Annotated in this window: 19 protein-coding genes; 10 read left to right on the top strand and 9 right to left on the bottom strand. The window is 61.4% G+C overall.

The window, feature by feature from the left end; genetic code table 11:
- Window positions 1-44: 44 nt before the first annotated feature.
- Entirely contained in the window at window positions 45-1,049 is a 1,005-nt protein-coding gene (locus B3Q33_RS12010) for an adenosine kinase (protein WP_272963358.1), read from the bottom strand.
- 252 nt (window positions 1,050-1,301) lie between these two features.
- Here B3Q33_RS12010 and mrcB point away from each other — a divergent pair, with 252 nt between their 5' ends.
- The 3 genes from mrcB to ybaK all read left to right on the top strand — a co-directional run bounded on the left by mrcB (window position 1,302) and on the right by ybaK (window position 4,615).
- On the top strand, window positions 1,302-3,539 hold the full coding sequence (mrcB, locus tag B3Q33_RS12005) for a penicillin-binding protein 1B (RefSeq protein WP_272963357.1): 2,238 nt from the start codon (window positions 1,302-1,304) through the stop codon (window positions 3,537-3,539).
- A gap of 150 nt (window positions 3,540-3,689) precedes the next feature.
- Window positions 3,690-4,151 carry a tetratricopeptide repeat protein gene (locus tag B3Q33_RS12000; protein ID WP_273010312.1) on the top strand — a complete coding sequence of 154 codons (462 nt, stop codon included), beginning with the start codon at window positions 3,690-3,692 and terminating at the stop codon, window positions 4,149-4,151.
- Window positions 4,148-4,615: a Cys-tRNA(Pro) deacylase gene (ybaK, locus tag B3Q33_RS11995; RefSeq protein WP_273010311.1), complete on the top strand. Its 468-nt coding sequence runs from the start codon at window positions 4,148-4,150 to the stop codon at window positions 4,613-4,615. Before B3Q33_RS12000 ends, ybaK begins: the two co-directional genes overlap by 4 nt.
- Window positions 4,616-4,818: 203 nt before the next feature.
- Here the strand turns inward: ybaK and hemL are convergent, their stop codons facing one another.
- The 6 genes from hemL to hemJ form a co-directional block, all read right to left on the bottom strand.
- Window positions 4,819-6,099 carry a glutamate-1-semialdehyde 2,1-aminomutase gene (gene hemL / locus B3Q33_RS11990; RefSeq protein ID WP_272963517.1) on the bottom strand — a complete coding sequence of 427 codons (1,281 nt, stop codon included), beginning with the start codon at window positions 6,097-6,099 and terminating at the stop codon, window positions 4,819-4,821.
- 212 nt (window positions 6,100-6,311) lie between these two features.
- Window positions 6,312-6,761: a DUF6174 domain-containing protein gene (locus tag B3Q33_RS11985; protein ID WP_272963516.1), complete on the bottom strand. Its 450-nt coding sequence runs from the start codon at window positions 6,759-6,761 to the stop codon at window positions 6,312-6,314.
- Window positions 6,755-9,553, bottom strand: a complete 2,799-nt coding sequence (locus B3Q33_RS11980; RefSeq protein ID WP_272963515.1) for a fibronectin type III domain-containing protein — start codon at window positions 9,551-9,553, stop codon at window positions 6,755-6,757. Before B3Q33_RS11980 ends, B3Q33_RS11985 begins: the two co-directional genes overlap by 7 nt.
- A 154-nt stretch (window positions 9,554-9,707) precedes the next feature.
- Window positions 9,708-10,349, bottom strand: a complete 642-nt coding sequence (thiE, locus tag B3Q33_RS11975) for a thiamine phosphate synthase (protein WP_272963514.1) — start codon at window positions 10,347-10,349, stop codon at window positions 9,708-9,710.
- The gene (gene thiD, locus B3Q33_RS11970) at window positions 10,346-11,104 is read right to left on the bottom strand and encodes a bifunctional hydroxymethylpyrimidine kinase/phosphomethylpyrimidine kinase (protein WP_272963513.1); all 759 of its coding nucleotides are present in this window, start codon (window positions 11,102-11,104) and stop codon (window positions 10,346-10,348) included. The genes thiE and thiD overlap by 4 nt, the downstream gene beginning before the upstream one ends.
- 72 nt (window positions 11,105-11,176) lie before the next feature.
- The gene (gene hemJ, locus B3Q33_RS11965) at window positions 11,177-11,620 is read right to left on the bottom strand and encodes a protoporphyrinogen oxidase HemJ (protein ID WP_035248526.1); all 444 of its coding nucleotides are present in this window, start codon (window positions 11,618-11,620) and stop codon (window positions 11,177-11,179) included.
- 115 nt (window positions 11,621-11,735) lie between these two features.
- On the opposite strand from hemJ, the gene B3Q33_RS11960 reads away from it, so the two are divergent.
- From B3Q33_RS11960 to B3Q33_RS11935, 6 genes are all read left to right on the top strand, one after another.
- Window positions 11,736-13,154 carry a chloride channel protein gene (locus B3Q33_RS11960; protein ID WP_272963512.1) on the top strand — a complete coding sequence of 473 codons (1,419 nt, stop codon included), beginning with the start codon at window positions 11,736-11,738 and terminating at the stop codon, window positions 13,152-13,154.
- 105 nt (window positions 13,155-13,259) lie between these two features.
- Complete coding sequence (gene argC / locus B3Q33_RS11955; RefSeq protein WP_035248461.1) at window positions 13,260-14,309, top strand: N-acetyl-gamma-glutamyl-phosphate reductase; 1,050 nt, start codon at window positions 13,260-13,262, stop codon at window positions 14,307-14,309.
- A gap of 1 nt (window position 14,310) precedes the next feature.
- On the top strand, window positions 14,311-15,036 hold the full coding sequence (locus B3Q33_RS11950) for a DUF6776 family protein (RefSeq protein WP_035248463.1): 726 nt from the start codon (window positions 14,311-14,313) through the stop codon (window positions 15,034-15,036).
- Window positions 15,037-15,045: 9 nt separating this feature from the next.
- A complete protein-coding gene (locus B3Q33_RS11945) occupies window positions 15,046-15,510 on the top strand; it encodes a bactofilin family protein (RefSeq protein WP_272963511.1) in 465 nt (154 codons plus the stop codon).
- Between the two features lie 91 nt (window positions 15,511-15,601).
- Window positions 15,602-15,940, top strand: a complete 339-nt coding sequence (erpA, locus tag B3Q33_RS11940; RefSeq protein WP_035248468.1) for an iron-sulfur cluster insertion protein ErpA — start codon at window positions 15,602-15,604, stop codon at window positions 15,938-15,940.
- A 194-nt stretch (window positions 15,941-16,134) separates the two neighbouring features.
- Window positions 16,135-16,614 (top strand): phosphatase PAP2 family protein, encoded by a 480-nt coding sequence (locus B3Q33_RS11935; RefSeq protein WP_272963510.1) that lies wholly within the window; start codon window positions 16,135-16,137, stop codon window positions 16,612-16,614.
- A gap of 182 nt (window positions 16,615-16,796) precedes the next feature.
- On the opposite strand, the gene B3Q33_RS11930 is transcribed toward B3Q33_RS11935, so the two are convergent.
- Window positions 16,797-17,897, bottom strand: a complete 1,101-nt coding sequence (locus B3Q33_RS11930; protein ID WP_272963509.1) for an anhydro-N-acetylmuramic acid kinase — start codon at window positions 17,895-17,897, stop codon at window positions 16,797-16,799.
- Window positions 17,887-19,206: an OapA family protein gene (locus B3Q33_RS11925; protein ID WP_035248477.1), complete on the bottom strand. Its 1,320-nt coding sequence runs from the start codon at window positions 19,204-19,206 to the stop codon at window positions 17,887-17,889. Before B3Q33_RS11925 ends, B3Q33_RS11930 begins: the two co-directional genes overlap by 11 nt.
- A gap of 175 nt (window positions 19,207-19,381) precedes the next feature.
- Between B3Q33_RS11925 and tyrS the strand changes: the two genes are divergently transcribed.
- The gene (tyrS, locus tag B3Q33_RS11920) at window positions 19,382-20,581 is read left to right on the top strand and encodes a tyrosine--tRNA ligase (RefSeq protein WP_035248480.1); all 1,200 of its coding nucleotides are present in this window, start codon (window positions 19,382-19,384) and stop codon (window positions 20,579-20,581) included.
- The last annotated feature ends 178 nt before the right edge of the window (window positions 20,582-20,759 follow it).

Raw genomic sequence — 20,759 nt, 5'->3', positions numbered from 1 at the left:
GCAGAGACGGCCTGTGGCCATGTCTGCCCTTCAAAAAGTGGCGGTTAGTCGCCGAGTACGGTCTGGCGCATTTCCTGATGCACGTCCGCTGAAAGGCGTGGGCCGAATTCGGTCACCAGCCGGGCGGCGGCCGCAGAGGCCAGTTTGCCGGCAGCGGCAAAATCGTGCCCGTGGGTGATGGCGTACAGGAAGGCACCGGCAAACATGTCGCCGGCACCGTTACTGTCGATGGCCTTCACTGGTACCGGGTCGATGCGATGGGTCTGTTCGCCATCCCATACCAGCGCGCCTTTGGCGCCCAGGGTGATGACGGCGGAACGGCATACGGCCTTGAGCTTTTCCAGGGCCGCTTCCGGGCTGTCGGTATCGGTGTAGCTGGTCGCTTCGGCATCGTTGCAGAACAGCAGGTCCACACCGTCGCCAAGCATCTCGGACAGGCCGTCCTTGAAAAACTGCACCATGGCCGGGTCGGAGAAGGTCAGTGAGGTTTTCACGCCATGCTTCTCGGCCAGCTGGCGCAGTTTGATGGCCGCCGCCCGGGAGCTGTCACCGCTGACCAGATAGCCTTCCAGGTACACATAGTGGCTGGCGGCGATGGCGGCTTCGTCCAGCTCCGCTTCGGAAACCTGACTGGAAATACCCAGATAGGTATTCATGGTGCGTTCCGCATCCGGCGTCAGCATGACCAGACATTTACCGGAAATGCCGGTGTCGCGGTTGCCGTTCATGTTGGTGTCTACGCCGGCGGCGGTCAGATCGTTGACAAAGATGTCGCCGGTAGCGTCATCGGCCACCTTGCAGGCGTAGTAGCTGTTGCCACCGAAGTAGCGGGTGGCGACCACGGTGTTGCAGGCAGAACCGCCGCTGGTCTGTTTATGAGGCTCGGCTTCGTCGGCCAGAGCAGCGATCAGCTCCGCCTGACGGGCTTCGTCCACCAGGGTCATCAGGCCCTTGCCTACCTCCATGCGCTCAAGGAAGGCGTCGCTGACCTCGATTTCTGTATCCACCAGGGCGTTGCCGAGGGCATAAACGTCGTATTTTTTCGTCATGGAGGCTCCGTGTTTCGGTTCGGATAAGCAAGGGCGGCTATTATGGGCGCCCCGAGTCCGGTTGCAAAATTTACTCAAATCACTGTGAAGGGAACGGATAAGGCAAGAGAGACTCATAAAACACTCACACTTTTCTCTATACTCCGTGCCATGGCGAAAAAAGCGAAAAAGTCCCCCGCACGATCGCGGCGGCAACCAAATCGAAAAAAACGTAGCAGCGGACAACAACGCCGCTGGTTCAGCTGGTCCTTTGTGGGCAAGGCAGCGTTGGTGTGCCTGGTGCTGGGGGCGGCGGGACTGGCCTACCTGGATGCGCTGGTACGCGAGCGTTTTGATGCCCATGTCTGGCAATTGCCGGCGCGGGTGTATGCGCGACCGGTAGAGCTTTATGAAGGCCGCGTGCTGTCCCGCGAGGACATGCTCAAGTTGCTCGATCTGATGCGCTACCGGCGCGATTCCCGTGCGGCTACCCCTGGCAGCTATGCGGTGCAGGGCAGCAGCCTGCTGCTGCATACCCGCGGTTTCAACGACAGTGATGGCGGCGAGAAGGCCGAGCGAATCCGATTGAGCCTGTCCGGCGGGCAGATTCGTTCCCTGGAGGCCGGTGGTGATCGGCTGGCTCGCCTGGAGCCGTTGCAGATCGGCAGCATCCATCCCCAGCATGCGGAAGATCGGGTGCTGGTGCCGCTGGACAAGGTGCCGCCGTTGCTGGTGGAGATGCTGATCGCCACCGAGGATCAGGCATTCTACGACCACCATGGTATTTCCCTGCGCGGTCTGGCCCGGGCCATGCTGGCGAACGTCAAAGCCGGGCGGCTGGTGCAGGGCGGCAGCACCTTGACCCAGCAACTGGTGAAGAATTTCTGGCTCACCTCCGAGCGCACCCTGTCACGCAAGCTCCTGGAAATGCCCATGGCCATGCTGTTGGAGCTGCATTACAGCAAGGAGCAGATTCTCGAGGCTTACCTCAACGAGGTGTACCTGGGACAGGACGGTGCCCGGGCCATTCATGGCATGGGGCTGGGTGCCCAGTTCCTGTTCGGGCGCCCCCTGGAAGAGCTGGAACCCCATCACCTGGCGACCCTGGTGGCGCTGCTCAAGGGGCCCAGCTGGTATGATCCGCGCCGTCACCCGGAGCGTTCCCTGGAGCGTCGCAACACGGTATTGAAGGTGGCGCTGGATGAGGGGGCCTTGTCGAAAGCGGATTACGATAAATACAGTAACCGCTCCCTGGAAGTGGTGCCGCGTGGGGCCTCCGCGCTTTATGCCTTCCCTGCCTTTATTGATCTGGTGCGCCGCCAACTGGCACGGGATTACCCGCCGGAAGTGCTCAGCGATGAGGGGCTACGTATCCACTCCACCCTGGATGTGCTGGCCCAGCTCGCGGCCGAAGGGGCGCTGCGCGATCACCTGGACCGTCGCGATCCTGACGAAACCAAAAAGCTCAATGGTGCCGTGGTAGTGGTAGCGCCCGCCCAGGGCGATGTGCTGGCGCTGGTCAGCAATCGCAGCTCCCGGGAGGCCGGTTTCAACCGGGCCCTGGATGCCCAGCGCCCGATCGGTTCGCTGGCCAAGCCGGCGGTGGTGCTGTCAGCGGTGAGCCAGCCCAAGCAATGGTCCCTGGCTACCCTGGTGGAAGACGGGCCCGTGGAAGTGACGCTGCCCAATGGCACCACCTGGTCGCCGCAGAACTTTGACAACCAGGCCCGTGGCGCCATGCCGGTGGTGGATGTGCTGACCTATTCGCGCAATCAGGGTACCGCTCGCCTGGGGCTGGATGTGGGCCTGGACAAGGTAGCCGGCACCATGAAGACCCTGGGGGTGACCCGCAATATCCCCCTTTATCCCAGTATTCTGCTGGGCAGTCTGGAGTTGACTCCGTTCGAGGTGGCGATGATGTACCAGCCTCTCTCAACGGGCGGTTTCAGCACTCGCCTGCGCTCCATTACCGATGTGCTCGACAAGGAAGCCAAGCCGTTGGCCCGCTACCCGGTCAATACCGACGAGGTGGTGGATGCCGGCCCGGCTTTCCTGACCCAGTGGGCCATGCAGCAGGTGGTTGAGAAAGGGACCGGCCGTGCGGCCCGGGCGTCGCTGCCGCAGGATCTCAAGGTGGCAGGCAAGACCGGCACCAGTAACGATTTCCGTGACGCCTGGTTTGCCGGTTTCTCTGCCAACCATCTGGCGGTAGTCTGGGTGGGCCGGGATGATAACCGCAATGCGGGGATTACCGGCTCCAGCGGTGCCTTGCCGGTATGGGCGCAGCTGATGGGCAAGCTGCCCCAGCGCAGCCTGTCGCAGACGCCGCCGGCCGGGGTGGAATGGGTATGGATGAACCCGGATGGCAAGCGCGTCAGTGCCGAGGGCTGCGGCGATGCCCGTCGTTACCCGATGCTGGAAGCCTCGATTCCCCAGGACAGCGATGGCTGTGGCTCGGTAAAAGAAGCGGGGAAAGGCATCAAGGGCTGGTTCAAGGGGCTGTTTGACTAGGGTCAAATCAGATGAGAGCAAAGAATTCACCGAGGTAAGCCCCGTTTTCTGTAGGAGGCTGCTTGCAGCCGAACCGATGCTTGGTTCGCGGCAAGCACGCTCCTACGCCGTAATCCGGTCTTGCCGTGGCGCTGTTCAAGGATAGAAAGAATGTTGAGTGCTCAAAGGCTTGTTCAGCTGATGCTGATCAGTATGGTGCTGGCGGGCTGTGCGGTCCGTCCTCCGATGGAGGAACCGGCAGAGCCGATGACCGCCAGTCAGGAACTGGAAGGCTCGCCGGCATTGGGTCTGTTGAGTCGGGCGGAGCAGGCCCGTCAGCAGGGCCAGACATCGGCTGCAGAGCGTTATCTGGAGCGAGCCCTGAATATCGCCCCGGACTCCTCCTGGTTGTACAAGGAGCTGGCGGGCTTGCGGCTTTCCGAGGGCGATCCCCGCGGCGCAGAAGGCTTCGCATTGAAGGCGTTGCGACTGGCTCCTGACCATGACGATTACCGGGCTGGCTTGTGGGATCTGGTGGCCACTGCCCGTGATCGCCAGGGTGACAAATCCGGCGCCCGTCAGGCCCGCAGCAAGGCGACGGAGTTGCGCAATCCCAAGGCCAGGCCGGTATGACACCGGCGGTGCAGGCTGCGAAAAAAGCCGGCGTTTCCTTTCAATTGCACAGTTATGACAATGATCCCAAGGCGGAAAGCTATGGGCTGGAAGCGGCGGAAGTCTTGCAGCTGCCTCCGGAAACCGTCTTCAAGACGCTGCTGGCATTGGTGGATGAACAGCCGGTCGTGGCCATGGTGCCAGTGGCTCATCAACTGGATCTGAAATGTCTGGCTCGCGCCCACGGCGGCAAGAAAGCGGCCATGTGTCCGGGGGACAAGGCGCAGCGCCTGACAGGTTATGTACTCGGTGGTATCAGTCCGCTGGGGCAGAAAAAACGGTTGCCGCTATATCTGGATTTTAGTGCCGAATCACACAATCCCATCTACATGAGCGCCGGTCGGCGCGGGCTCGAAATCGCCATGGCGCCGGGTGATTTGCTGGGACTGACCGGTGGAAAAATGGTGGCGCTGGTTCGCGACTGACTCACTACGAAGCCACTGTAGGAGCGGCGCTTGAGCCGCGAACCGCGCGCCAGTGCGGAAATCGCCTGAAAGGCGATCAGGAGCTTCCGAACTCGACAGGTCTCTCTAGAGGAGGCCGCGAGTAAACCGCACCGCGTTTTCCTCGCCAAGGCTCGGATTCGCGGCTCAAACGCCGCTCCTACAGGTGGTTTTGGGCGACGCTATTATACCTTCGCAAACGCCTTGCGCGCCGCCGCAATGGTGGCGTCGATGTCCTCATCGCTGTGTGCTGCTGACACGAAACCGGCTTCAAAGGCACTGGGGGCGAGATACACGCCCTGGTCCAGCATGGCGTGGAAGAAGCGGTTGAAGCGCTCGCTGTCACAGGCCATTACTTCCGCGAAGCTGCTGATGCGGCTCTGTTCGGTGAAAAACAACCCGAACATGGCACCCGCCTGAGCGGTGGTGAAGGCGATGCCTTCGGCGTGGGCGGCTGCCGTCATGCCATCTAGCAGGCGGGTGGTTTTTTCCGCCAGAGCCTCATGGAAGCCGGGTTCGCTGAGCAGGTTGAGGGTGGTCAGTCCGGCGGCCATGGCCACCGGGTTACCGGACAGGGTGCCGGCCTGATAAACCGGGCCCAGCGGCGCCAGATGTTCCATGATCGCTTTCTTGCCGCCAAAGGCGCCCACCGGCATGCCGCCACCGATGATCTTGCCCAGGGTGGTCATGTCCGGGGTCACGTCGTAGAGCGCCTGGGCGCCGCCCAGTGCCACCCGGAAGCCGGTCATTACTTCGTCGAAGATCAGCACGCTGCCGTGGTCGTCACAGTATTGGCGCAGGGCCTGCAGGAACGCCTTGGTGGGCGGGACGCAGTTCATGTTGCCGGCCACAGGCTCAACGATGACGGCAGCAATCTGGTCGCCGTATTCATTGAAGGCGGCTTCCACGCTGGCAGCGTCGTTGTAATCCAGCACCAGGGTATCGCCGGTCACGGCGGCGGGGACGCCCGGTGAGCCTGGGATGCCCATGGCGCCGGAGCCGGCCTTCACCAGCAGACTGTCCACATGGCCGTGGTAGCACCCTTCGAATTTGATGATCTTGTCGCGACCGGTGTAGCCCCGGGCCAGGCGGATGGCGCTCATGGTGGCTTCGGTGCCGGAGTTGACCATGCGCACCATGTCCATGGAGGGCACCAGTTCGCAGACCTTGTCCGCCATGGCCACTTCGGTGGCGGTGGGGGCGCCGAAGCTGAGGCCGTTCTGCACCGCTGCCTGCACGGCGGCAATCACCTGGGGGTGGTTGTGGCCGAGGATCATCGGGCCCCAGGAACCCACGTAGTCGATGTAGCGGTTGTCATCTTCATCGTGCAGATAGGCGCCGCTGGCGGAGTGGAAAAAAACCGGGGTGCCGCCCACGCTTTTGAAGGCTCGCACCGGGGAATTAACACCACCGGGAATGTGTTGCTGGGCCTGACGGAAAAGCTGTTCGGAGTGCTTGCGGCTCATGGGGTGTCCTCTTTGTCTGGCTGTTGGCGATGCCTGGCATCGCAGGCCGCGCGGGCGGCGGGTGTGCGCCTGAGCACACACGGGAAATTACGGTTGATGGTGTCGTCGGGGCATGAAGGCCCCGTGACATGGGCGTGCCCGGGGCCCGCCACGGAAAGTGGCGGCATTATGAGGGGTGAGTGGCGGCTTGACCAGTGGGGCGTCCGGGGGGGTTAGGGGGTGGCCGCTGTTGGAGTCAGATCCTTGATCCAGTATTGCTGCTCGTCATCCGCCATGCGCGGATCGAAATCCAGACGGATATGGCGGGGGTAACCCTGCTGCGGGTGGTAGTCCACGTCTACCTGGTGCCATCCTTTGCGTTGTTTTTCCTCAATCAGGGCAAACCAGTCTTCCACGGTGCGGGCCAGGGGCGCCAGCTCGTCATTGTCGGGGGTTTCCAATCGGGCCTGTTGGCCGCTGACCTTAACATTGGCGGGGAGCAGGGCCCGGGGACCGCAGTAGCATTGCTGGCGGGCTTGGTAGTGGTAATGCTCCAGACCCTGGTCGGCCCAGCGCTGTCGTGCCTGGCTCAGAGGGTCGTTTGCGGCATCCGGGCTGCCCGCCTGGCAGGCGGACAGCAGGGTTGCAAGCAGCAGCATTATCAGCGGGCGCGAGCTCAGCATGAGGCACTGCCTTTACGGCGAAGCAATACCAGCAGTGCCAGCAGGCCAGTCAGGAAGCCTGCGCTGCCGCCGTCATCGCTGAAATCTTGTGGCGGAGTGTCGTCGTTAAGGGTGTTGTCATCGCCGGTTGGGGTGATGTCGTTGTTCAGGGCGATGGCCGCCGCCGCCGAGGGCGTGGAGCTGCCGGCACTGTTGAGGCTGGCGACCCGGTAGCGATAACGGTTGCCGATGGTGACTCGGGTATCGGTGTAGCGGGTGCTGTTGGCATTCAGCTCGGCGATGGCCTGCCAGGCCAGCCAGGTGTCGCCGTCCCGGCGCTGGCGTTCGATGCGGAAGCCGAATTCATTGTCGGCATTATCCTGCCATTGCAATACCACGGTCGTGTTCTGGCGCTGTGCCTGCAGGTTGTCAGGGGCAGCCGGTGCGCGCTCGAAGAGCCGCTCCGCGCTGTTACTGAGCGGTGAGGGGCCTACGGCATTGAAGGCCTGCACCTGATAGCGGTATAGCGTGCCTGCGAGGACTGAGCTGTCATCGTGGCGGCTCTGGTTGCTGCCCAGCTCGGCGAGGCTTTGCCATTCACTCCAGGTCTGCCCGTTGAATTGCTGGCGCAGAATCCGGAAGCCGGTTTCGTTGTCCGCATTGTCCTGCCAAGTCAGGCGGACGGCGTCTTCCAGCAGGCGGCTGGTCAGGTTGGAGGGCGCTTCGGGTCGTGAACCAAACTGAATCTCGGCCAGATTGGAGGGGGCGGAAGCCAGAGTGGCGTTATGGGCAATGACACGGTACTGGTAGCGTTCGCCGAGCACAGCGGTGCTGTCCAGGTATTGCGCACTGTCCGCGGCCAGATCTTCGACAAGACGGGTCCAGACTGTCCAGCTGCCATTGTTGTCCCGGCGGCGCTGGATTTCGTAGCGTTGCTCATTGTCCGCCTGATCGCTCCAGGTCAACTGGATGCCGCCGTCCGCCAAGGTCGTGGCCAGGTTGGCCGGGGCATCAGGTGTGCCTTCGACCATGATGCTGACGATGTTTGAGCTGTCGCCGGTGATGTCGTTGCCTTCGGCAATGACCCGGTATTGATAGTTGAGATCAGTGTCGATGCCGGTGTCGGTATGGGTCTCGCTGTCTGTCGGAAGGCTGATCAGCGGCGTCCAGCTGTTGTTGTTACTGGAGCGCTCGACCCGGTAACCGGTTTCGGTAAATGCCCGGTCGGTCCAGGTCAGAGTCACCTGTGGTGGCTCCTGCTGGACCTGGGCCTGCAGGTCGTTGGGCTGGCTGGACACAATGTCATAGGCCAGAGGAGTGCTCAGTTGGTTGTTACCGGAAAGGATGTCCTTCACTTCGCTGCCACTGATCGTGGCTGTCTGTGTCAGGAGAGCGTCAGCCGGGGTGCTGCTGATGATGCGTAGTGTCAGGCTGGCAGGGGCGAAGGGCGGTGTCAGAGAGCAGCTATAGCTCCGCTGATCCGGGGCAATGCTGCAGTCACCATCCGGCAGGGTCAGTTGGTCGATCCGGGCATTGCTGAGATTCCCCTGCAGCTGGATCTGGTCCGGTGCCCGGGAGGCTTGCTGGTAGTCCACGGTAAAGGCCAGCGCCAGGGTGGTGCCGGTGCTGTTATCGAAGCGCTCAGGGTTGGCATTATCGGCGGTGAATCCTGCATCCACCGGGTAGTTGAAGCAGGCATCGTGGTTGCCCAGGCTGTCGACCTTGGCGGTCATCTGGTTTACCGAGCAACTGGAAAAGCCAGTGGCGCTGCCGTCAGCCCAGCTGGACATGATGTAGCCATTGCCGCAGTAACGTTCCGGATTTTCCTCCTGGTCGGCTTCCACATTGTCGTGGTTGGCGCCGAAGTTATGGCCGATCTCATGGGCCATGACCACGGCAGTCAGGGGAATGTTGACGTATTCCTGGGTTACGCCGGTGGCGTAGCCATTGGTATTGCAGAGGGTGCCGACATAGGCAAGGCCCACCGTGGAGCCGTCGAATTCACGGCCGGAGAGCAGTTCCATCAATGGGCTGGCCGTGCTGGTGTCGGCGAAGGAAAAGCCGTGGTACTTCTCACGCAGATCTACCAGCAGTTCATTGGCGCTGGTGGATTCCAGCAGCAACTCTTCGCTGGGAAATTCCACGTGCAGGGTATCGAAGACCATATTCAGGTCGTTGCGGTAGAAACCGTCGATGATGTTGAGCAGTTCCACCACCTTGTCCTGGTAGGTATCCGGGTGCTTTTGTTGAAACAGGTGGTCGACGATCAGGTATTTCTCCGGCAGCAGGCAGACACCGTCCACCTGCTTGGTGCACATTTCTTCCAGGGTGGCTGCGGCAATGTGGTACTCACCTGAACGAGCGCTGGCTCCTTCCCGGGTCGGCAGTTCCAGGGAGCTGTGGGTGCCATTGCCTACGCCGCAGGTGCCGGGCGCCTGCAGGCTTTGCAGGGAACGGGCAACGGGGAGATTGTTATGCTGGCTGAACGTGTCGCTGTCGATAACGTGCATTTCGCCATTCAGTGACACGACCCCGGACCAGTTATCCTCGAGCTGGGACAGACGCACCCAGCTTCCCGGAACCTGTTCCAGAGAGCCGCTGTAGTGATTGCCCTGAAGGAGTTTGCGATCCGCATCGGACATGCCGATCCGGGCGGTGCTGGGTTCCAGTACCGCCCGGTAACGGCTGCCATCGATGAACAGTTCGGTGCTGGCTTGTGGATCTGCAGCGGCGACATGACTGCCCGGGAAAAGCAGGGTAGCCAACAGCAGGCCATGCCAGGATGCCAGTGGCCGACGAAAGCGCATTGCCATGGGTGGTGCTCCCCTCTTACTGGGTTTTTCGTATTTTAGGTGTAGTTACTTCGGTGTAGACGTTGCGGGGGATTTTGCGTACCTGCGGGCGGGTATGTTGTGCGGCGTATCCCATTCCTCGCTATCTGAACGGTCGTGCACGGTTATTTGAGGTTCAGACAGCGTTAAACAGGGCGCTGAGCTGCTGCGCGGCCCGCTCTACCTGGTCGGGAGCGGGGTCGGAGAAAAGGGCGTGGATTACGGCCAGAGCGTCGGCACTCCGCTCCAGTAGCTGGCCGCCGTTGTCGGAATCAATGCCGCCGATGGCGACCAGCGGAATCGTCAGCTGTTGACGGGCCTGGTCGAGGATCGCCGGATCAGCGGGCGGAGCCAGGGGTTTGGTGCGAGAGGGGAAGAAGCGGCCGAAGGCCACGTAGTCGGCGCCTGCAGCGGCGGCCTGCTCTGCCAGTGCCAGATCGCTATGACAGGTAACGCCAATGATCTTGCCTGGGCCCAGCAAGCGTCGGGCGCGGGCGATGCCGCCGTCGCTCTGGCCGATGTGGACGCCGTCGGCATCAATGTCTGCGGCCAGGGCGGGATCATCGTTGACCAGAAAGAGGGCGTCATGCTGCCGGCACAGGGCTTGCAGCTGGGCGGCCCGCTGGCGCCGTTGCGCCGGGGTGGCGGTCTTGTCCCGGTATTGCAGCAGCCGGGCGCCACCGCGCAGGGCCGCCTCTGCGGCTGGCAGTAATTGCCGATCACGAATCAGGGCCGGGTCGGTGATGGCGTACAGGCCATGGATGGCGGGGTGCTTCATCGCCGATCGGGCACATGTTGGCCCTGGCCCGGGCGGAAGGCGTTGCGCAGGAAGCGGTCCACATGGGCCTGGCCGTCTGCCACCGCATTGGCCAGGGATTCCCCGCGGCCGCGCAGGCAGGCGATAGATGAGGCCAGGGTGCAGCCGGAGCCATGATAGCTGTGTGGCAGGCGCTCCCAGTTCCACTGTTGCTCACCGTCGGCGCTGAACAGATGGTTGGTGACCTGGTCGGTGGCGTCGTGGGTGCCAGTGATCAGAGTGGCGCAGCCGGTGCGTTTAACCAGCTCGCCGCCGCAGTCGGCGACGGAGACCTGGCCGCTGAGGGCCTGGGCTTCGGGCAGGTTGGGAGTCATTATATCGCAGTGGGGAGCAAGCCGTTCCAGCATGGCCTCCGCCAGGGATTCGCTGGCCAGACTGCCGCCGGCTTCGGCGGCCAGCACCGGGTCGAGCACCACGGGCACGCCGGGCAGTTGCTGCAGCAGCTCGGCGATGAAGCCGATGATGGCTACGGAACCGGTCATACCGATTTTCACTGCCTGGTAGTCGTAGTCTTCCAGCAGGGTGGCTGCCTGCTGACGTAACAGATCCACGTCGGTGAGCCGGAAACCGCGCACGTTCTGACTATTCTGCACGGTGAGCCCGGTGATCAGGGTGGAGGCAAAGCCGCCCAGGGCGCGAATGGCTTCAATGTCCGCATGGATGCCGGCGCCCCCGGAAGGGTCGTGGCCAGCGATGACGAGAATATTGGTTTTCATAAAAGAACGCCTGGCGCTTGACGCCTGACGTACGGGCGATCTTCTCGTCCGGTGTCAGGCGTGCAGCGTTTTTCAGAATGGTCGCACTACCGCCAATATAACAATGGCCACCAGCAGAAACACGGGGATCTCATTGAAGATCCGGTAAAACTTGTCGCTCTTGGTGTTGGCGTCGGCGGCGAATTTTTTCATGTAGGCCAGGCAGACATGGTGATAGCCGATCAGGAGAAACACCAGGGTTAGCTTGGCGTGCATCCAGCCGAAACCTTTATAGGCTTCCCAGTTGGCCATCAGCATCCACAGGCCCAGCAATACGGTGACGATCATGCTGGGGTTCATGATGCCCCGGTACAGTTTTCGCTCCATCACCTTAAAACGCTCCCGGCTGACGGTGTCTTCCGCCATGGCGTGATAGACGAATAGACGCGGCAGGTAAAAGATGGCGGCAAACCAGCAGATCACGGCGATCAGGTGGAACGCTTTGATCCAGAGCAGGTGGTCAAGGGCGAACTGCATCATGATGTGGCAAATCTCCGGAGTGTAGTGAGTGGAGGGATCGGAAGTCAGAGCGTAGACTATACCGACTTCCTGCCATTGTTTCGTCAACCTGCACTGATTGCCAAGGAGTCCCGTGAATAAGCGGCCACGCCACCGTCGTCTGATGCGTTACTACCTGTTTCGCTCTCGCCGCGTTGGTCGTCGTCAGTTGGGGTCCTGGGAAGACTGGAAGCTGCGGGCGGTGTTCTGGATCGGTGCCGTGCTGGTGGGGTTGTTGGTGGTGGCGTTCGCCTGGGTGGCAGAACTGGCGTCACACACCTTTATCCAGATACACGAACAGTCGCCACTGTTGCCGGTGCTGATCACGCCGCTGGGCATGCTGTTGATCGTCTGGTTGATGCGACAGCTCGGCACCGAATCTCAGGGTAGCGGTATTCCTCAGGTGCTGGTGGTGCTCAAGCAGCGCTACCATTGGCTGCGCCCCACCTTTCTTTCTCTGCGTGTCATCTTCGGCAAGTTCATTCTGACCTGCCTGGGGTTGCTGTGCGGCGCCAGTATCGGGCGCGAAGGCCCCAGCGTTCATATGGGCGCGGCAATGATGTATTCGGTGGGTCGGCTGGGGCGCCTGAATCAGAAATATGTGGATAATTCCCTGATCGTGGCCGGTGGTGCTGCCGGGGTGTCGGCGGCGTTCAATGCGCCGCTGGCGGGGATTGTTTTCGCCATCGAAGAATTGTCCGGCTCCTTCGAGCAGCGCACCAGCGGTACCCTGATCCTGGCCATTATTCTTTCCGGGGTGGTGGTGCTGATGATCATGGGGCACTACAGCTTTTTCGGTCACCCGCAGGGCGCCCTGGATATTACCCGGGACTGGGCGGCGATTGGCGTCACCGGGCTGGTGTGTGGTCTGTTCGGCGGTCTGTTCAGTCGGTTGCTGATCAAGGGCAGTCAGTTTCTTTCTCCCCATGCCAAGGCGCACCCCTATCGAGTGGTGCTGATGTGCGCGCTGGTGCTGGTGTTGCTGGGGTTGCTCACCGGCGGTGCCACCTACGGCAGTGGCTATGAGCAGGCCAGTACCCTGCTGGACGGAGAGCACCCGGGGAACTGGAGTTTTGCCCTGGCCAAGATGTCCGCCACTCTGGTGTCCTACTTCACCGGTATTCCCGGCGGGCTGTTCTCGCCGAGCCTGGCTGCGGGGGCCGGGTTCGGCAATGTGATTGGCGGTTTCTTCCCGGAGTCTTCCCTGGTGGGGATTACCCTGGTAGCCATGGCTGCCTTTCTGGCCGGTGTCATCCAGCGTCCCATTACCTCTTTTGTGATCGTCATGGAGTTGACCGGTAACCGCCATGACATCCTGCTACCGCTGATGGCCGGGGCGTTTCTGGCAACGGCGGTGGCCAAGCTTGTCTGGGCTCGCCCGCTCTATGATTCTCTCGCCGAGCGTCTCTCGGATGGGCGTGGCATGGCCCTTGAAAAGCCCCGGGAAAAAGGCGATGACGGGGGAGCGGAGTCGGCCGCGGGCAAGGAATCCGAACGGCAATTGCCCGGATAAGTTGCCGGCCCATGGTGGCGCCCCTATCATGCGGGGTCATTTGTGAACCTGAAGCTACGGCTTCAGGTTAAATGCAGTTCCCTGATTAGCAGGGTGGAGAATGATATGGCAGAGCCCCTCAAGGTCGGCGTAGTTGGTGGCACCGGATACACCGGAGTGGAGTTGTTGCGCCTGCTGGTCAACCACCCCCATGTGGCTCTCGATGTGATTACCTCTCGGGGGGAAGCCGGCACCGCGGTGGCGGACCTGTTCCCTTCCCTGCGGGGACGCACCGACCTGGTCTTTAGCGAGCCGGACGTGAAGCGGCTGGCTTCCTGCGACGTGGTGTTCTTCGCCACCCCCCATAATGTGGCCATGCGCATGATGCCGGAGCTGATGGATGCCGGGGTGCGCGTGGTGGATCTGTCTGCGGATTTCCGGCTGCGTGACCATGAATTGTGGAGCGACTGGTACGGCGAACCGCACGCGTGCCCGGAATTGCTGGCGGACGCGGTGTACGGCCTGCCGGAAGTGAACCGGGAAAAACTGCGTAATGCGCGACTGGTGGCCTGTGCCGGCTGCTACCCCACTGCCATCCAGCTTGGCTACCTGCCGTTGCTGGAGAACGGCTGGATCAAGCCGGAGCAACTGATTGCCAACGCGGCCAGTGGGGCCAGTGGCGGCGGCAAGGGTGCCAAGGTGCCGATGCTGCTGGCGGAAGCCGGCGAGAGCTACAAGGCCTATGGCGCCAGTGGTCACCGTCACCTGCCAGAAATCGAACAAGGTTTGGCGGATATCGCCGGCGGGCCTGTCAGAGCCACCTTTGTGCCACACCTGATTCCCATGATTCGCGGTATTCACGCCACCCTCTATGGGCAGCTCAACGACCAATCGCCGTCCCTGGAAGAGATCCAGGCGGCCTACGAGGCTCGTTACGCCAATGAGCCCTTTGTGGATGTGATGCCGTTGGGTAGCCACCCGGAGACCCGTTTCGTGAAAGGCGCCAACACCTGCCGGATTGCCTTGCACCAGCCCCGGGGCGAGAACGTGATTGTAGTACTGTCGGTGATCGACAATTTGGTCAAGGGTGCCTCCGGGCAGGCGGTGCAAGCCATGAATATTATGTTCGGGCTGGATGAAGGGGCGGGACTCGCAGTCGTTCCGCTGATGCCCTGATATGGCGCGCAAACCGAAAAGTCGGGCAGGCATTGATGATGTGATGTTGATGCCGGTGAGCCCGTCCCGGCAGAAAAAGCGTCGCCGGCTATGGACGGTGGGTTTGCTGGTTCTTGCCGTAGTGCTGTTTGCCGGCGGTTTCTGGACCGGTAGCAGTGGCGCCCTGGATACGTCCGCGGCCAATCAGCGACTGCGCAGCGATCTGAAGAGCACCAAGCGTGAGTTGGAAGCGGCCCGCAATGAGCTGGCTCTGTACCGCACCGATACCGAAGTTACCCGGGAGGCTCGGGAAACCCTGCGCCAGGAGATAAAATCCCTGCGTGATCAGGCTGCCGAGCTGGAAGAGGCGGTGGTGTTTTACAAGAGCGTCATGGCCCCGGGCGCCAGCGAAGGGCTGCAGATTGAAAAAATGGTGCTGCAGCCGGATGATGAAAACGGCTTTTACCGTTACCGGGTGGTGCTGGTGCAGGCAGGAGATAATCGCAATTATCTGTCCGGCGACATCAGTCTCACCCTGCGTGGCAGTCGCGAGGGGGAGTCTTTTTCCCGGAATGGAACCGACTGGCTGGAAGATGGCAGTGAGACGCGCTTCCGGTTTCGTTACTTTCAGGAGCTGAGTGGCCGCTTTCAGGTACCGGAAGGGGTGGAGCTGGAAGCCGTGGACGTAGAAGCTGAGAGCGGCGGCAGAAACCGTTACCAGATACAAAAAACCGTAAAATGGCAGTAGGAGAGACCCGTGCTTGGCCGAGACAAGAAATCCGCAACAGGTAGTACATCCGGTTCGTCCCAGGATTATCGTAACCACACCCTGGTCGCGCCCAGCGCCACGGTTCGGGGCGATATCGAATTCACTGGTGGCCTGCACGTGCAAGGCACCGTGGAAGGCAATATCAGTGTGGGCAAGGACGGTGGCCGTCTGATTATTGGTGAGACCGGGGTGGTCAAAGGGGAGATTCAGGTGCCCAATGTCATCATCAACGGTCGTGTGGAAGGGGATGTGCACGCCACCGAGAATCTGGAGCTGGCCGAGAAAGCCGCCGTGGAAGGGAATGTCTATTACCTGATGATCGAAATGGTCATGGGGGCCCGGGTAAACGGCAAGCTGGTGCGGCTGGACGATGAGCGTCGCAACCTGCCGGCACCGGATGCCACTGACAAGAATGCCGGCAAGACCGCGACCAAGGCCGCGGCAGCTGAATAATTCTTGACTGTTTTAGTCGGGTACTGGAACATAATCAGCCCGTAGGCCTTTCCGGCCACGGGCCAATCCGCCATCCGTTGCTAGCGAGAGTATGACCGAAACCGCCCCAATCTCATTCACCGATGCCGCCGCCGCCAAGGTCAAGGAACTGCGTGACGACGAAGGCAATCCGCAACTCAAGCTGCGCGTGTATATCACGGGGGGAGGCTGTGCCGGTTTTTCCTACGGCTTCACCTTTGATGAGGCGGTCAACGACGACGACACCATTGTTGAAAAGGAAGGCGTTACCCTGCTGGTCGATGCCATGAGCATCCAGTATCTGGATGGTTCCCAGGTTGACTACGAGAAGGGGCTGATGGGCTCGCGCTTTGTGGTCAGCAACCCCAATGCGGCCACTACCTGCGGTTGCGGGTCTTCCTTCTCCGTCTGACGCCGGACCTTCTCGCTCGCCCTAGTACACAACAGGCCCGTCCTCCAGCATGATGGGTCTTGCTTGTTGCATCTCCTGCTGTCACAAAACCTTCACCGTTTGATCAACTTTCCGTCGTTTTCGTGGGTGACACTGTCCCCATGATGACTACGAAACCCACATTTCAAAGAATGACCGCCGCGGATACCCGTGCCATGTGCTGGTTGCTTCAGCAGCCCCAGGCCGCCCGTCGTGCCCGCATGGCCCGCCTGGTGTCCCGGCTCGGTGATGGGCCCTTCTATGTGGCCCTGACACTGCTGATCTGGTGGATGGATCGGCAGGGGGGCAGCGAGTTTGCCCTTACCGCCATGGCCGCCTACGCGCTGGAAGTGCCGCTGTTCGTGCTGCTGAAACACCTGATCAAACGACCACGACCAGCGGATGCGCTGGAAAGCCTGTCTGCCTTTATCCAGCCGGCAGACCGCTTTAGCTTTCCCTCCGGCCATACCGCCGCTGCCTTTGTGATGGCATCCCTGCTCTGCGTATTCTATCCGCCGGTGATGCTGCTGGCCCTGGGTCTGGCGGTGATGGTGGGGCTGTCACGGGTGCTGCTGGGCGTGCACTACCCCAGCGATATTCTCGCCGGCGCCACCCTGGGTGTCAGCTGTGCCATGCTTGCGCTCTGGCTGGTTTAGTTCTCCCTCCTCTCGACGATCCTCTTCCGCCCTGGCCATAGGTCCGCACATTTTTCTATACCTCCCCGTAGGAGCGGCGTTTGAGCCGCGAACCTGCTTGCGATAAAGGCCGAATGGTTCGCGGCTCAAGCGCCGCTCCTACGGGGGGTATGGCGAGGTAATGAGCGGCTGCTCTTCGCCTTTCAGGGCAGGGTGACCTGGCCCAGAATGGTTTCCCTGGACGCCCCGGTAACCACCGGCGCATTCCCGCACTGTCCTTCCAGCCGTGCCCATGCCAGCCAGGCAAAGGCGGCGGCTTCTACCCAGTCCGGGTGCAGGCCTTCGCTTTCGGTGCTGATCACCGGAATTTCCAGATGGTGCTGTAGCCGTGCCAGCAGGTGGTGGTTGTGGGCGCCGCCGCCGCACACCAGCAGTTGCTGTGGGGCGAAATCCGCCAGCGCGTCGCTGATGCTGCGGGCGGTCAGCTCGGCCAGGGTGGCCTGAACCTGTTGAGGTTCACTGTGGCCTGGCAGGTGTGGTTTCAGCCAATCGGCATGGAAAAGCTCGCGGCCGGTGCTCTTGGGGGGTGGCAGCCGGAAGTAGGGATCATCCAGCAGCTGTGCCAGTAGCCTCGGGTCTGGCTCGCCGCCAGCGGCCCAGTCACCGTTGCGGTCGAAGGGTTGCTGGCGGTGCTGCCGGATCCAGAGATCCATCAGTACATTGCCTGGGCCGGTATCGAAACCGCCCAGCAGGGTGTTGCCGTCCAGCAGGGTCACGTTGGCCATGCCGCCGATGTTGGCAATGGCGCGGCGCTGGCCGGGTCGGGCAAACAGTTGTTGGTGGAAGGGCGGGACCAGGGGTGCACCCTGGCCGCCCAGTGCCATGTCCTTGTTGCGGAAATTGCTCACCACGGTGATGCCGGTTTCCACTGCCAGGGTATCCGGGCAGCCCAGCTGCAGACTGAAGCCGTTTTCGCCGGGCCGGTGGCGAACTGTCTGGCCGTGGCAGCCAATGGCGCGGATCTGCTGTGGCTTCAGGCCGGTCTGTTCCAGCAGGGTCTGGCAGGCCTGTGCATAGCATAGGGAGAGTTGGCGACTGACGGCGCCGGCCCGGTCAATTTCGTTGTCGCCGGGCTGGCAGAGGGCCAGCACCGCGTCTTGCAGAGGATCGGGCAGCGGCTGGTTGAGGGTGGTCTGCAGGGAGAAATGTCCGTCACCGATCCGGGTCAGCACCGCGTCGATGCCATCCACGCTGGTGCCGGTCATCAGACCAATCAGGTAATCGCCGCGGGCCTCAGAGGACATCGCTGCTGGCCAGGGTTGAGGCCTCGGCGAACAGGGTCATCTGGGCCTTGAGGCGATTGGCGGCAATCAGGAACTCCGAACGCTCATTGTCGTTGATGCCCCGCGCCTTGGGCAGGGGCACGGTGAGTGGATTGCGGTGAGAGCCGTTAATGCGGAATTCGTAATGGAGGTGCGGCCCGGTGGCGAGGCCGGAGGCGCCCACATAGCCAATGGTCTGGCTCTGTTTGACCCGTTTTCCTACGCGGATGCCCCTGGCGAAGCCGCGCATGTGTGCGTAGAGGGTGGTGTAGATCTGGCCGTGTTTGAGGATGATCACGTTGCCGTAGCCGCCCTTTACCCCGGCAAAGATCACCTTGCCGTCGCCGGCGGCCTTGATCGGGGTGCCGGACGGGGCTGCATAGTCGATGCCCTTGTGGGCGCGAATCCGGTTGAGTACCGGGTGTTTGCGGCTCAGGTTGAAGCGGGAACTGATTCGGGAGAAAGCTACCGGGGTGCGGATGAACTCCTTGCGCATGGAGTCGCCCTTGATATCCAGGTATTCCACGTCGCCGGACCGGGTTTCGTAGCGGAAGGCGGTCAGGTGGCGGTCCTGATTCCAGAACTCGGCCATCAGGATGTCGCCCTCGCCGACTTTCTCGCCATCCAGATACAGCTCTTCATAAATAATGCGGAACCGATCGCCCCGGCGAATATCGAGGACGAAATCCACGTCCCAGGCAAACAGGTTGGCCAGCTGCATGGTGAGCTTGTCGCTGATGCCGGCAGCTGCGCCGGCCAGAAAAAGGGAGTCAGTGATGTCCGCCTCGGCAAAGCGGGTCTGCTTCTGGTATTCGCGCTGGCTCAGGCGGGTTTCCCAGCCGCCGCCCCTGAGGCGGGCAGTGAGCGTTTCCACTTTGGAGGGGTGGTACTGCACCTGAGTCAGTCGGTTGTCGTTATCCACGGTGACCTGGAGGGTTTCGCCGGGGCGGATCTTGGTCAGCCGTTGCAGCTTGTCGTCGCTGTTGATCAGGGCAAATACCTGGCCGGCGCCGACGCCCAGCGGTTGCAGCAGCGAGGACAGGCTGTCACCGGCTTGTACGGTCAGGATTTGCCACTCTGGTGCCTGTGGGGCTTGCGGCTGGGGCTCGGGTTTGCGGGCCGGTTTGGCCGGTAGGGAAATCGTCTTGGCCTGTTGTCTGGGTTGTTCCGGGGGGCTGTCAGGGCTAAGAGCAATAAGGATGACGCCGCCCAGCAAAACCATGCTCAGCAGTAAATGGGTGCGGGGGAACTGGCGCACCAGCCTGCCAGCAGAGGATAAAAGTTCTTTCATGGAGAGTGTGAAGGACCTGGTTGGGTAAAAAGCCGGTCGTGCCCGGGAGGCACAGCGAAAACAGACCTGCAAAGATACCTGCCTTCTCTGGCCGCGTTCAAGTGCTACAATAACCGGCTTTCTCGCAGGGGCTTTATTCCTGTGTTAACGGTACCCGGACAGTATAGAGGTAGGCATGGCCACGGTGGACGAACAACTGGCGCTCATTTCCCGCGGTGCGGATGAAATCATCCAGGAAGACGAATTGCGGGAAAAACTGGCCTCTGGCCGGCCCCTGAAGATCAAGGCAGGCTTTGATCCCACCGCCCCGGATCTGCATCTGGGGCATACCGTGCTGATCAACAAGATGCGCCAGTTTCAGGAGCTGGGCCATCAGGTGATTTTCCTGATTGGTGATTTCACCGGCATGATCGGTGATCCCACCGGCAAGAGTGCGACCCGACCTCCGCTGACCCGGGAGGATGTGCTGCGCAATGCGGAGAGCTATAAAGAGCAGGTGTTCAAGATCCTTGATCCGGCGAAAACCCGGGTGGTATTCAATTCCGATTGGATGAATGAGGTGGGTGCTGCCGGCATGATCAAGCTGGCCGGGCAGTACACCGTGGCGCGGATGCTGGAGCGGGATGATTTCGACAAGCGCTACAAGGGTAATCAGTCCATTGCCATCCATGAGTTTCTCTATCCGCTGGTACAGGGCTATGACTCCGTGGCGCTGGAGGCGGATGTGGAGCTGGGCGGCACCGACCAGAAATTCAACCTGCTGATGGGGCGTACCCTGCAGAAGGCCTACGGCCAGGCCCCGCAGATCTGTCTGACCATGCCGATTCTGGAGGGGCTGGACGGGGTGCAGAAGATGTCAAAGTCGCTGGGGAACTACGTGGGAGTGAATGATGCTCCCGGGGAAATGTACCGCAAGCTGCTATCTCTTCCCGACAGCCTCACCTGGCGTTACTATGAATTGCTCAGTTCCTGCTCCAACGAGCGTATTGAGGGGCTGAAGGCAGAGGCGGACACGCTGGGCTCCCCGCAGGAGGCCAAAAAGGCCTTTGCGCTGGAGATGGTCGAGAGGTTCCACGGTGCTCAGGCAGCGGCGAGTGCGCCCAAATCTGCGGGTAACCAGATTGCCCTTGGCGAGATCCCGGATAACGTGCCAGAAGTGCTGGTTGAGCTGGAGGGAGAGGAGGAAATTCGCCTTTTCCAATTGCTTGCCAAGGCAGGCCTGACTAAAAACGGTAAGGCGGCCAAGGATGCATTCGGGCGGGGTGCGGTCTATCTGGATGGTGCCCAGCTCACCGAGGAGCGCAGTTTTGGCCGGGGCGAGAGTCTGGTGCTGCAGGCCGGCAAGAAGAAGATAGCCCGGGTAACGCTCAAATAGGCCGGAATCGATGGTTTTTCCAGCGATTTGAGCAGAAAGTGAGCGGTTGAACGGTTTTTCAGAAAAAGTGCAAAAAAGGGTTTGACTCCCCCAGCGAAATCCCTAGAATGCGCACTCCTCGACGGGGCAACAACGAAACACGCCACGGACGAGACGCTCTTTAACAATCAGGCAAGCA

This window comes from Alcanivorax sp. UBA3183 (assembly GCF_002364155.1).
Taxonomy (GTDB): Bacteria; Pseudomonadota; Gammaproteobacteria; order Pseudomonadales; family Alcanivoracaceae; genus Alcanivorax; species Alcanivorax jadensis.
This window is presented reverse-complemented; position numbering and strand designations above follow the sequence as displayed.